This is a genomic window from Stenotrophomonas sp. ISL-67, from assembly GCF_018612915.1.
Taxonomy (GTDB): domain Bacteria; phylum Pseudomonadota; class Gammaproteobacteria; order Xanthomonadales; family Xanthomonadaceae; genus Stenotrophomonas.
The window spans coordinates 1-12442 of record NZ_JAGGRL010000008.1 but is presented as its reverse complement, the minus strand read 5'-3'; the positions used below and the strand labels follow the sequence as shown (position 1 = coordinate 12442).

Annotated in this window: 10 protein-coding genes and 4 tRNA genes; 13 read left to right on the top strand and 1 reads right to left on the bottom strand. The window is 65.8% G+C overall.

Annotated elements, in window-relative coordinates:
- Positions 1-5: 5 nt before the first annotated feature.
- The 8 genes from J7J08_RS09930 to ychF all read left to right on the top strand — a co-directional run bounded on the left by J7J08_RS09930 (position 6) and on the right by ychF (position 6990).
- Entirely contained in the window at positions 6-1706 is a 1701-nt protein-coding gene (locus J7J08_RS09930; RefSeq protein ID WP_214904673.1) for a tetratricopeptide repeat protein, read from the top strand.
- Positions 1703-2365 carry a lipoprotein insertase outer membrane protein LolB gene (lolB, locus tag J7J08_RS09925; protein WP_214904670.1) on the top strand — a complete coding sequence of 221 codons (663 nt, stop codon included), beginning with the start codon at positions 1703-1705 and terminating at the stop codon, positions 2363-2365. The genes J7J08_RS09930 and lolB overlap by 4 nt, the downstream gene beginning before the upstream one ends.
- Entirely contained in the window at positions 2362-3231 is an 870-nt protein-coding gene (ispE, locus tag J7J08_RS09920) for a 4-(cytidine 5'-diphospho)-2-C-methyl-D-erythritol kinase (protein ID WP_214904668.1), read from the top strand. Before lolB ends, ispE begins: the two co-directional genes overlap by 4 nt.
- A gap of 9 nt (positions 3232-3240) precedes the next feature.
- A tRNA-Gln gene (locus tag J7J08_RS09915) sits at positions 3241-3317 on the top strand.
- A 134-nt stretch (positions 3318-3451) separates the two neighbouring features.
- Positions 3452-4411, top strand: a complete 960-nt coding sequence (locus J7J08_RS09910; RefSeq protein WP_026070235.1) for a ribose-phosphate diphosphokinase — start codon at positions 3452-3454, stop codon at positions 4409-4411.
- Between the two features lie 80 nt (positions 4412-4491).
- Positions 4492-5109 carry a 50S ribosomal protein L25/general stress protein Ctc gene (locus J7J08_RS09905; RefSeq protein ID WP_214904666.1) on the top strand — a complete coding sequence of 206 codons (618 nt, stop codon included), beginning with the start codon at positions 4492-4494 and terminating at the stop codon, positions 5107-5109.
- A gap of 80 nt (positions 5110-5189) precedes the next feature.
- Positions 5190-5768, top strand: coding sequence for an aminoacyl-tRNA hydrolase (gene pth, locus J7J08_RS09900; RefSeq protein WP_214904664.1), 579 nt, complete (start codon positions 5190-5192; stop codon positions 5766-5768).
- Between the two features lie 130 nt (positions 5769-5898).
- Positions 5899-6990, top strand: a complete 1092-nt coding sequence (gene ychF / locus J7J08_RS09895; RefSeq protein WP_214904661.1) for a redox-regulated ATPase YchF — start codon at positions 5899-5901, stop codon at positions 6988-6990.
- A 655-nt stretch (positions 6991-7645) separates the two neighbouring features.
- On the opposite strand, the gene J7J08_RS09890 is transcribed toward ychF, so the two are convergent.
- On the bottom strand, positions 7646-10384 hold the full coding sequence (locus J7J08_RS09890; RefSeq protein ID WP_214904659.1) for a TonB-dependent receptor: 2739 nt from the start codon (positions 10382-10384) through the stop codon (positions 7646-7648).
- A 245-nt stretch (positions 10385-10629) separates the two neighbouring features.
- Here J7J08_RS09890 and J7J08_RS09885 point away from each other — a divergent pair, with 245 nt between their 5' ends.
- From J7J08_RS09885 to J7J08_RS09865, 5 genes are all read left to right on the top strand, one after another.
- A complete protein-coding gene (locus J7J08_RS09885; RefSeq protein ID WP_214904656.1) occupies positions 10630-11640 on the top strand; it encodes an isoaspartyl peptidase/L-asparaginase in 1011 nt (336 codons plus the stop codon).
- 139 nt (positions 11641-11779) lie between these two features.
- Positions 11780-11865 (top strand) — tRNA-Tyr (locus J7J08_RS09880).
- A 28-nt stretch (positions 11866-11893) separates the two neighbouring features.
- Positions 11894-11967, top strand: a tRNA-Gly gene (locus J7J08_RS09875).
- A 47-nt stretch (positions 11968-12014) separates the two neighbouring features.
- Positions 12015-12090 (top strand) — tRNA-Thr (locus J7J08_RS09870).
- A gap of 40 nt (positions 12091-12130) precedes the next feature.
- Positions 12131-12442, top strand: a 312-nt coding sequence (locus J7J08_RS09865; protein ID WP_214904653.1) for a GTP-binding protein, incomplete at its 3' end; no start/stop codon positions are given.

Below are 12442 nucleotides of genomic sequence, written 5' to 3'. Positions count from 1 at the left end.
CCCCGATGCCCGCATTGATTCGCATCTCCAGCGTTCTGCTGCTGTCCCTTGCCGCCGCCCAGGCCCTGGCAGCCGACGTAGAGCCGGGCTCTGCCCGGCTGCGGACCCCAACGGCGGCAACGGCCGAGCCGGCGTCGCTGACCCCGGTCATGGCCGGTGAGTTCGCATTGCAGGCCGGCAAGCTGGCCGAGGCCGCGCGCTGGTACCTGGAGGCCGCCGAGGCGGGCCGTGACGATGCCGGCCTGGCCGAACGGGCCACCCGGATCGCCATGCTCGCCGACGATGACAAGCGCGCCACGCGCGCACTGGCGCTGTGGGAAAAGCGTGCGCCGCGCTCGCTGGCCATGCGCAGCAGCGCCGCCGCGCTGGACCTGCGCAAGGGCGATGTGAAGGGCGCGAGGACCGAGCTGGCCATCCTGCTGCGTGACCCGGACCCGCGTGGCTGGAAGTTCGCGCTGGCCGCGCTGATCGGCGGTGGCCGCGACCCTGCCGCTGCCGCAGACGTGCTGGGCCGGCTGGTCGACGACAACGCGATCCCCAACCAGCTCGAGCCCTGGCAGGAATTCGGCCGGCTGGCCATGCGCATGGACCGGCCCGAGCTGGCACGGCGCATGGTGGATGAAGTGGTGCGCCGTTTCCCCGGCGAGCCGCGTGTGGCGCTGCTCAATGCCAGCCTGATGTTCCAGGCCGGCAAGACCGAAGAAGCGCTGGGCACGCTGCGTGCGGTGGAGCCGCGCACCGCCGATGACCCGGAGCTGCGCAATGCCGTGGCCATCGCCTACGATGCCATGGGCGATGCCAGATCGGCCGAGCGCGTGCTCGCGGTCGGCCCGCAGAACGTGCAGACCTGGGGCATGCGCGCCTCGTTGCTGGCCAAGCAGAAGGACGACGCGGCGCTGCTGGCGCTGTATACCGACCTCTCAAAGCAGGCGACCAAGCCGGATCCGGCGCAGCGCCTGCTGCTGGGCAAGATCGCCGAGTACCTCAAGCGCCATGCCGAAGCAGTGGACTGGTACCTCAGCGTACCGGGTGGCGAAGAGCGTGCCGAAGCGCGCCTGCGCGCGGCCAGCGCCCAATACGAACTGGGCCAGACCGACAAGGCCTTCGCCGGGGTGCATGCGATCCAGTCGGACGCCATGATCGATGATGAAGCGCGGCGCGATGCCTACCTGCTTGAAGCGGAGCTGCGCCAGCGCGGCAATGACCTGCCGGGTGAGCTGGACGCGCTGGCCCGTGGCCTGGCCGCCTACCCGGACGAGAACGCACTGCTGTATGCCCGTGCGCTGGCCTGGGAGCGCCGCGACGACGTGCCGCGCGCTGAAGCGGACCTGCGCAAGATCCTGGTGACCGAACCGGAAAACGTGGCGGCGCTCAATGCACTGGGCTACACCCTGGCCGACCGCACCCCGCGATACCAGGAGGCGCTGGAGCTGATCGACCGCGCCCGCGTGGCCGAGCCGGACAACGCCGCCATCGTCGACAGCTACGGCTGGGTGCTCTACCGCCTGGGCCGCAACGAAGAAGCGCTGGTGCAGCTGCGCCGCGCCTGGACGCTGGCCAAGGACCCGGAGATCGCCGCGCACGTGGGCGAGGTGCTGTGGGTGCTGGGCCGCAAGGACGAGGCCCGCCGCTTCTTCGATGAAGCGCGCAGGCTGGACCCGGAAAACCGTGCGCTGCAGCGCGTGATCGAGAAATACGGCGTATGAACATGATGTCCCTGAAGGTCGCCTTCGCAGCGGCCATGGCTGTGTCGTTGTCGGCCTGCGTATCGCTGGATGCGCGCAAGGCTCCGGCCGCGCCCGAGGTGGTGACCGCGGTCAGCGCGGAGGCGCAGCAGGTCGAGGCCGCGCGCGTGGCCGCGCTGCGCGTGCAGCCGGCGTGGTCGTTCCAGGGCCGGGTAGCGGTGAGCAAGGGACGCAACGGCGGCAGTGGCCGAATCGACTGGCAGCAGCAGGCACGCCAGTACGTGGTGTCGCTCAGCGCGCCGGTCACCCGGCAGAGCTGGACCCTGAGCGGCGACAGCCAGAACCGGAGCGGGCGCCTGGATGGCGTGGAGGGTGGTCCCCGCCAGGGCGAGGATGCGCAGCAGGTGTTGCTGGAGGCCACGGGCTGGGATATCCCGGTCAACCAGTTGCCGGACTGGGTGCGCGGCCTGGTCGCCGAAGGTGCGATGGGGGCGGAGCGGATTGATCGCGACGCCGAAGGCCGGCCCCGCCGGGTCCGCCAGATGGGCTGGGACATCCAGTTCCTGGACTGGTACCCGGCCGAAGGCGATCGTCCGGTGCTGCCGCGGCGGATCGAAGCGGTCAATGGCGACGCCAAGGTGCGCCTGCTGGTTGATGGTTGGGTGCTGGGCAGCCCATGAGCGCCCCGGACCTGAACGCCAGCGGGTCGTGGTGGCCGGCGCCGGCCAAGCTGAACCTGTTCCTGCATATCACCGGCCGCCGTGCCGATGGCTACCACGCGCTGCAGACCGTGTTCCGGCTGCTGGACTGGGGTGACAGGGTGTGGCTGCGCGTGCGTGAAGACGGTCAGGTCCGCCGCGAAGGTCCCTCCGTGCCGGGCGTGGCCGAGGCTGATGATCTGGCTGTCCGGGCCGCGCTTATTCTAAAAGAACACGCAAACATCGCCCAAGGTGCGGACATCACCGTCGAAAAGTGCGTTCCCGCCGGTGGCGGCTTCGGCGGCGGGTCTTCGGATGCAGCTACCGTGCTGGTGGCCTTGAACCACCTCTGGCAGGCGGGATTGGACGAAGATGCCCTGGCCGGACTGGGCCTCCGGCTGGGTGCGGATGTCCCGGTCTTCGTGCGCGGCCGCAACGCCTGGGCGGAAGGGGTGGGGGAGCAACTGACCCCGCTGGCGCTGCCGCCAGCCTGGTATGTGATCGCCGACCCCGGCGTCCATGTGCCCACCGCTGCACTTTTTGCCAGTTCCGATTTGACGCGCGACGTCCCAGTAGCGAAAATAGCGGACTTCGCTTCCGGGTCTTTGCTCGGGAATGCGTTCGAGCCGGTACTGCGCCGTCGCGAACCTGCCGTCGAGGCAGTGCTCATCGCGTTGGACAGGATTGGCCGGGCACGACTCACCGGGTCGGGAAGCGGTTGTTTCGTCGAGTTCGCCACGCGCGCTGCTGCAGAGCAGGGCCTGGCGCAGTTGCCGGAGGAACTGCGGGCATGGGTGGCTGCGGGCGTGGAGCGCTCGCCACTGCTTGATGTACTCGAGCGTTATTGATTTTGATGCAGGGGCGTCGCCAAGAGGCCCAAGGCACCAGGTTTTGATCCTGGCATTCGGAGGTTCGAATCCTCCCGCCCCTGCCACTTGCGGACGTCAACCGTGTTCCATGCGCATGCTGCGCGGAAACGGTTGACCGGCCGCGGTGTTGTCACCGCAGACGTCCTCGGGCGCCGGCGGCAGAGTTCTCCGCCAATCGCTCCCGCCCGAGACCGTCATGATGCAAGAACACCCCAACCTGCTGGTATTTTCCGGCAACGCCAACAAGCGCCTTGCACAGAGCATCTGCAAGGAACTGGGGGTGCGGCCGGGCAAGGCATTGGTATCGCGCTTCTCCGATGGTGAAGTGCAGGTCGAAATCGAAGAAAACGTCCGCAAGCAGGACGTCTTCGTGATCCAGCCGACCTGCGCGCCCAGCGCCGAGAACCTGATGGAACTGCTGGTCCTGATCGATGCGCTCAAGCGCGCCTCGGTCAACAGTGTCACCGCCGTGGTGCCGTATTTCGGCTACTCGCGCCAGGATCGCCGCATGCGCTCCTCGCGCGTGCCGATCACCGCCAAGGTGGCCGCCAAGATGTTCAGCGCCGTTGGCGCCGACCGCGTCCTGACGGTGGACCTGCATGCCGACCAGATCCAGGGGTTCTTCGACATGCCGGTGGACAACGTGTATGCCTCGCCGCTGCTGCTCGCCGATATCTGGCGCGCCTACGGCACCGAAAACCTGATCGTGGTGTCCCCGGACGTGGGTGGCGTGGTGCGTGCGCGCGCAGTGGCCAAGCGCCTGGACGATGCCGACCTGGCGATCATCGACAAGCGTCGTCCGCGCGCCAACGTGTCCACCGTGATGAACATCATCGGTGACGTCGAAGGCAAGACCTGCGTGATGGTCGATGACATCGTCGATACCGCCGGCACCCTGTGTGCGGCCGCCGCGGCGCTGAAGGCGCGTGGCGCCCTCAAGGTTGCCGCGTACTGCACCCACGCCGTGCTCTCGGGCCCGGCGGTGGACAACATCAACAACTCCCAGCTCGATGAGCTGGTGGTGACCGATACCATCCCGCTGCGTGAAGAAGCGCGCGTGTGCAGCAAGATCCGCCAGCTCAGCGTGGCGGAAATGCTGGCCGAAACGATGCGCCGCATCGCCTTCGGCGAATCGGTCAGCTCGCTGTACGTGGATTGATTTTTTTTCGGTACGTCTGGTCGCGGACGTGCCTTTCATCGCCAAGCCATTCCGGCAAGGCAACAACTGGTAGAAAGAAAATGTCGAAGACCCATGAAATCAAGGTCACCAAGCGTGAACTGCAGCGTAAGGGTGCGAGCCGCCGCCTGCGTCACGCCGGTGTGATCCCGGCCATCGTGTACGGCGGCAACGCCGAGCCGGTTGCCATCAGCCTGGACCACAACGCCACCTGGCTTGCCCAGCAGAACGAGTGGTTCTACTCGTCGATCCTGAGCCTGAACCTGGACGGCCAGATCACCAAGGTCCTGCTGCGTGACATGCAGCGCCACCCGCACAAGCAGCTGATCATGCACCTCGATTTCCTCCGCGTGAACGAGAACGAGAAGCTGACGGCCAGCGTCCCGCTGCACTTCCTCAACGAAGATGCCTCGCCGGCCGGCAAGGCTGCCGACGTCGTGGTTTCCCACGAACTGAAGGAAGTGACCATCAGCTGCCTGCCGAAGGACCTGCCGGAATCGATCAACGTCGACCTGGCCACCCTGAAGGTCGGTGACATCATCAAGCTGTCGGACATCGCGCTGCCCAAGGGCGTCGAGATGCCGGTCCTGGCCCTGGGCAAGGACCACGATGATGCCGTCGTGACCGCCAAGGCCGCCAAGGGCACCACGACCGACGAAGAAGCGCCGGCGGCAGAGTAACCGGTTGCGGCGCCTGTCCTCCGGGGCAGGCGTCGTTTCTGTATGGGCCGGCACAGGGCCGGTACCGACGAAGAAGAGCGATGACAGGATTGCGATTGATCGTTGGCCTGGGCAACCCCGGACCCGAGCACGCCCAGACCCGGCACAATGCCGGGTTTCGTTTCATTGATGCCCTGGTCGCACAGGCCGGCGCGCGCTGGAGCGTGGACAGCAAGCTGTTCGGCGAGACTGCCAAGGTCGACATCGCCGGGCAACCGGTGTGGCTGCTCAAGCCCGCCACCTTCATGAATCTCAGTGGCAAGTCGGTCACCGCTGCCCAGCGCTTCTGGAAGATCGAGCCCGAGCAAACCCTGCTGGCGCACGACGAACTGGACCTGCCGCCCGGCGTGGCCCGGCTGAAGTTCGATGGCGGCCACGGTGGCCAGAACGGCCTGCGCGACACCATCCGCCTGCTCGGCCATGGAAAGTTCCATCGCCTGCGCATCGGCATCGGCCATCCCGGTCACAAGGACCGCGTGGTGCCATGGGTACTCGGCCGCGCCAGCAAGGACGATGACGTGCTGATCGGGCATGCCATCGATGATGCGATCGATGTACTGCCGTTGGCCGTGCGTGGCGACTACAGTGAGGCGATGAAACGCCTGCACACCCCGAAATAATGCTCCCGGCCTCGAACGGCCGTGGACCGGATGGTAGGTGCCGACCGTTGGTCGGTACGGAGAATGATCGGAAAAGCCGCGCCCAACGTCGCGGTTTCCCCAATCATTTTCACCCCAGAGGTTGTCAAAGATGGGTATCAAATGCGGCATCGTCGGCCTGCCCAACGTCGGCAAGTCGACCCTGTTCAACGCGCTGACCAAGGCGGGCATTGCTGCGGCCAACTTCCCGTTCTGCACCATCGAGCCGAACGTCGGCATCGTGCCGGTGCCGGATCCGCGCCTGAACGAACTGGCGGCGATCATCAACCCGCAGAAGGTCATTCCGACCGCCGTGGAGTTCGTCGACATCGCCGGCCTGGTGGCCGGTGCCGCCAGCGGTGAAGGCCTGGGCAACAAGTTCCTGGCCCACATCCGCGAAGTGGACGCGATCACCCACGTGGTGCGGTGCTTTGAGAACGCCGACGTCATCCACGTCAACAACAAGGTCGACCCGCTGTCGGACATCGACACCATCGACACCGAACTGGCCCTGGCCGACCTGGACAGCGTGGAGAAGGCGTTGAACCGCGCCGAGCGCGCCGCCAAGGGCGGCGACAAGGAAGCGGCAGCACGCAAGCCGGTGCTGGCCAAGCTGCAGGCCGCCCTGGCCGACGGCAAGGCCGGGCGCAGCGCCGGGCTGGACGAGGAGGAAAAGGCGCTGGTACGCGACCTGTTCCTGCTCACCCTCAAGCCGGTGATGTACATCGCCAACGTGCTGGAAGACGGCTTCGAGAACAACCCGCACCTGGACGCCGTGCGCACCCGCGCCGCGGCCGAAGGCGCGCAGGTGGTGCCGGTCTCGGCCGCGATCGAAGAAGAGCTCTCGCAGCTGGACGACGAAGACCGCGACACCTTCCTGGCCGACCTGGGCCTGGCCGAGCCGGGCTTGAACCGCGTCATCAACGCGGCCTACAGCCTGCTCGGCCTGCAGACCTACTTCACTGCTGGCGTGAAGGAAGTCCGCGCGTGGACCGTGCGCAAGGGTGCGACCGCGCCGCAGGCCGCTGCGGTGATCCACACCGACTTCGAGAAGGGCTTCATCCGCGCCGAGACCATCGCGTATGACGACTTCATCAAGTACAAGGGCGAAGCCGGTGCCAAGGAAGCCGGTCGCCTGCGCCTGGAAGGCAAGGAATACCGCGTCCAGGAAGGCGACATCCTGCATTTCCGCTTCAACGTCTGACCCGCACTCGCGGAGAGGTTCCCAAAGCGCCCCGCCCAGTGCGGGGCGTTTTGCGTTTGGACAATAATTGGCCACGCTTCAAAACCGTTGCGCGCCAAGCTTCACCGCACTTGTCCACAACAAACTCCCATCGCTTTCCACGTGCCGTGTGGAAAACTTCCGGGCTCCAAGCGCCAATGCAGTTGCAGGCGACCCGTAGAGCCGGGCTCTGCCCGGCTGCTTCATGCATCTGGGCCAACAGCCTTGGGCCGAGGCATGGTCTGAGCTGGGCCAGCGGGGGTGGCCATGGGCGAGCAGACGCGCATGGCGCGTCACTATGTCGTCGGCGGCTGGGTGGGTAGGGTTGGTCGCCAGACAACCGCCGTGAACCCATCAACGCCCGGTAACGCATGACCTCAATCAACGCGAATGACGGCCAACGGCCGTCACCCGCGTTTCCCATGGCAACGACACCCGGTCAAAAGGTGGGTCGGGGCGGGTTTCCGGGGGTGTAGAAAACATGGATGTTTTCTACAAGCCCCCATGGATGGGTTTACGGCGTCCCCCGGAAACCCGCACCGTCCCGCCAAGCCAGACGATCGTTGCACGAGGGCTGTTCGCCCAGATGCATGAAGCAGCCGGGCAGAGCCCGGCTCTACGTGAATCATGCAATCCGTTACAGCGCAGACCCACCAAACTTGTGCGTGTACTGCAGGTTCAACTGGCGGCCGACCGCATCGAACCACGACACGTCGTAGTACGGGTACGACGTATACGTCGCATCCTTCGGCGGCATCTTGTTGAACAGGTTGACCACCGACAGCGACAGGCGCGAATGGTCGTCGAAGCGGTACTGCACTGACAGGTTGTAGCGGTAGGTCGCCTTCATCCACGGGCTGTCGCCGCTTTCCCAATCGAAGCTCTGGTCATAGCTGTCAAACGTCGGCAGCTTGCCCAGGCGCGAACCGTACAAGGTCGCCGACCATGCATCGTTTTCCCACGTCACGCTCGCACTGGTCTTGGTGCGCGGAATGTCGAAGCCGCTATTGACCGCGAACTGGTCCTGCACCGCATCGCCCACGAACTGCTGGAAATCGTGGCGCTGCACCCAGGTGTGGCTGCCGCTCAGGATGAAATCGCCCATGCCGGTGGCCAGGCGGTAACGCAGGCCTACATCGATGCCGCGCGTGGTCTCGCGCGCGATGTTGATCGGACTCACGTGCACCCCGTACAGGCGCCCGTCGCTGGTGCGGGTGACCCGGTTGATCGCATCCACACAGGTCGGCGAGGTTGCGTCCGCGCCGCCCAGGCGGCAGGCCGCCTCATCGCGCAGGATCGTGCTCACGTCCATGTCCTGCACCTGGTCGCGCATGTCGATGTCGAACCAGTCCACCGACAGGTCCAGGCCTACCGCGGGCGACCATACCAACCCGGCGCTCCACGACGTGCTGGTTTCCGGGTCCAGCTGGCGGTTGCCCTCGCGCGTGCGGATCAGGTTCTCCTCGTAATCCGAACAGTCATCCGCACCGTCCACCGCGCAGGCGTAGTAGTCGTTCGCACTGGTCTCATCGTTGCCCGGGCCGGCGTATACGTAGTGCAGGTCCGGCGCGCGGAACGCGGTGCCGTACGAGCCGCGCACCAGCAGCGACTCGATCGGGCGCCATTCGATGCCGCCACTCCAGGTCGCCTTGCCGATCGTGTTGCCCGAATAGCGGTACTGGTCGAAGCGCCCGGCAACACTCACGTTGAGTGTGTCGTGCAGCGGCAGGCGCAGCTCGGCGGCCGTGGCCCAGCGGTTGCGGCTGCCGTGGCCGTCCGAATCCTTCCAGCTGTAGTAGTAGTACTCCGTCGCCAGCGGATCGGGGTTGAGCGCGTAGGACTGGTTGCCGAACTCGGCCGTGGCCGCAAAGCCCGCCTTGCCGCCGGGCAGCTCGAACAGCTCGCCGTTGGTCAGGGTCAGAGCCGCGGTATCGGTACGCGACTTGGGCGTATAGGTGGTGCGTGCGGCGATCGAATCGTATTCGGCGCGCGTCAGTGGCTGGTACAGGCGTGCCGGATCGGCGTTGTAGACCGGGAAGCCATCGTCGTCCTCGCCCAGCTGCGGGCCCAGGAACAGGTAATTGGCCTTGGCCGCGATGATCTGCGGCCAGCGGATTGACGACTGGTACTGCGAGTGGCTCAGCGACACCTCGTACTCCCAGGCCGCGCCCAGCGAACCCTTGAACCCGGTGGTGACGCTGAAGGTCTTCTGGGTGCTGCGGACCATACCGTTGCGCAGCCCGCCCATTTCCTCCGGCGAGAACTGGCGCTGCCAGAACTCCACCTGACCGGTGGCCTGGTTGTGGAAATAGCCATCCTCGTTGCCATCGGCCGCCATCAGGCCCCACTGGGTCACATCGCGCATCAACGCGATGTCGTGGTAGCCCAGCTGCACGTCGGCGAACCATTCGGCGCCATTCTCAAACCCATAGCGCAGCGACGCATAGCCATTGGCACCGCGGCGCTCGCTGAGGATCGTGCCATAGCCGATCGAACGGTCGCTGCCGCAGTAGAAGCCATAGCGCGGGCGTTCGGCATGGTAGGTGCTGCCCTTGTTCTGCCCGGCCAGCGCATCGCAGGTGGCCTGGCCCGGGTCCAGGTAATCGTCGTTGTAATCGGTACGCAGGTAGGCGCGGCGTGCGGCGCGGGCGCTTTCGGTGGGGGCGTCGAGGGTGGAATCCTGCTGCGCACGCTCATAGGCCCACAGCGGCGTCTGCGACTGCAGCTCCAGGCTGTAAACCGCGCTGAACCGGCCGGAATCGAAGCCGCTGGCGACGCTCATGTCGAATGACTCGCCACCGCCTTCGGTGGTGGTGCCCATGCGCACATCCACCGTGGTGCCATCCACCTGCTTCTTCAGGATGAAATTGACCACGCCGGCAATGGCGTCCGACCCATAGATGGCCGATGCGCTGCCGGTCAGCACCTCGATCCGGTCGATCATGCCCAGCGGGATGTTGGAGACGTCGGTGAAGTTGCTGCGACCCTGGAACGGCATCGGGAAGTCGGCGATGCGGCGGCCATTGACCAGCACCAGCGTGTGGTTGGGCCCCAGCCCGCGCAGGTCGACCTGCTGCGCACCCGGCGAAAAGTCGGCGCCGCTGGCCGACTGCTGGCTCTGGGTCTCACCGCCGTTCTGGGTCATCGAGCGAAGCACGTCCGGCACGCTGGTGAAGCCGCTGGCCTGGATCTGTTCGGCGGTGATCACCGTCACGGGGGCGGGGCCTTCGACCTGGGCGCGCGGAATGCGCGATCCGGTGACCTGGACCGTGTCCAGCTGCTGCACGCCGGGAGCGGTCGGGGCCTGGGCCGCCGCCGTTGCGGCCACGCCCAGCAACGCCAGCTGGATCGACCACGCCATCGCCTGTTTATGCATGAGAATTCTCAAGAAGAAAAGTAGACCTCAAGGGAGGCCCTGACCCCCATTCACATCGGTGAACGGACGGCGCGCATTTAACGCCTTTTTTACGTCCGCCGCCAGCGGGCGGCCTTCAGGTAACGAGGTATCAACCAACGGTCGATACCTACCAGATTTCCGGCCTCCTGGTAGGTGCCAACCGTCAGTCGGCACTTCGCGGTCTCTCCGGCATGATGAACGGTCTCCCGAACCCGGTCACCGCCATGTCCCGCCGAACCGCCTTCCTTCTCTCGCTGTGCCTGCTCAGCCCGGTCGCCCTGGCTGCCGAGCCGGTCCTGGTCATCCATGGCGGGGCAGGCGTGCAGCGCAAGGACCTTTCCCCGGCCGACGAAAAGGCGGCCCGCGCGGCACTCCGCCAGGCATTGATCCAGGGCCACACGGTGCTGGCGGCCGGCAAACCTGCGCTGGATGCGGTTACCGCAGCGATCACCGTGCTGGAGGACGACCCGACCTTCAATGCCGGCAAAGGCGCGGTGTTCACCCATGACGGGCGGAATGAGCTGGATGCCGCGCTCATGGACGGCGCCACCCTGAAGGCCGGTGCGGTGGCCGGCGTGCAGCGCGTCCGCAACCCGATCCTGCTCGCCGAGGCGGTGATGCAGCACTCGCCGCACGTGATGATGGTGGGCGAGGGCGCTGAGCTCTTCGCCACCCGCCAGGGCATCACCGTGGTCGCCCCGTCCTACTTCCGCACGGAAAAGCGCTGGCAGCAGCTGCAGCGAGCGTTGAAGGAAGAGGCCAGCGGCCAGGCCCACGCCGATCTGGAAACCGCCCGCCACTTCGGCACCGTCGGCGCCGTGGCACTGGATGCGCAGGGCCACCTGGCCGCCGGAACCTCCACCGGCGGCATGACCAACAAGCGCTACGGGCGCGTGGGCGACTCGCCGATCATCGGCGCCGGCACCTACGCCAATGCCGCCTGCGCCGTGTCCGGCACCGGATGGGGCGAGTACTACATCCGCACGGCCGCCGCGCACGACATCTGCGCACGCATGCAGTACCTCAAGCAAAGCCCGGAGGAGGCCGGGCGCGAAGTGATCAATGCGCGCATTCCCACACTGGGCGGCGACGGCGGTGCGATCGTGCTGGGCGCCGATGGGCGTGCCGCCACGCCGTTCAATACGCAGGGCATGTACCGCGGCTGGATCGGCGCCGATGGAGTGCCCCACGTGGCGATCTTCGACGATGAAACGCTGGCACTTCCGGACCAGTAGGTCGTATCGCCGGGGAAATTTGCGATTGGTGTGAAAAATTTCAAAAAGATTGTTGACAGAACCCGCATTCACCCCCCAAAATTCACGGCTCTTCCACCCCACACCGAAAACGCTTCGGCGCCACGGGACAGGGTGGTAAGGAGGGATACCCAAGCGGCCAACGGGGGCAGACTGTAAATCTGCTGGCTTACGCCTTCGGTGGTTCGAATCCACCTCCCTCCACCAGTTTCAGGTTGTGGCAAGAGCTTCCGCTGCGGGAGTAGTTCAATGGTAGAACCTCAGCCTTCCAAGCTGATGGTGCGGGTTCGATCCCCGTCTCCCGCTCCATTGAATGGATTTGAATATATTCAAATTCGTGCCATAATTCAAAACTCGCTCACGTAGCTCAGTCGGTAGAGCACCTCCTTGGTAAGGAGGAGGTCGAAGGTTCGATTCCTTTCGTGAGCACCATCCAAGCGCCACCATTCAGACGATTTCGAGATAAGCAGCCATGGCCAAGGGTAAGTTCGAGCGCACCAAGCCGCACGTCAACGTCGGCACCATCGGTCACGTCGACCACGGCAAGACCACGCTGACCGCCGCACTGACCAAGATCGGTGCAGAGCGCTTCGGTGGCGAGTTCAAGGATTACTCCGCGATCGACGCGGCGCCGGAAGAGAAGGCGCGTGGCATCACGATCTCGACCGCACACGTCGAATACGAATCCGAAAACCGTCATTACGCCCACGTTGATTGCCCGGGCCATGCTGACTACGTCAAGAACATGATCACCGGTGCTGCGCAGATGGACGGCGCGATCCTG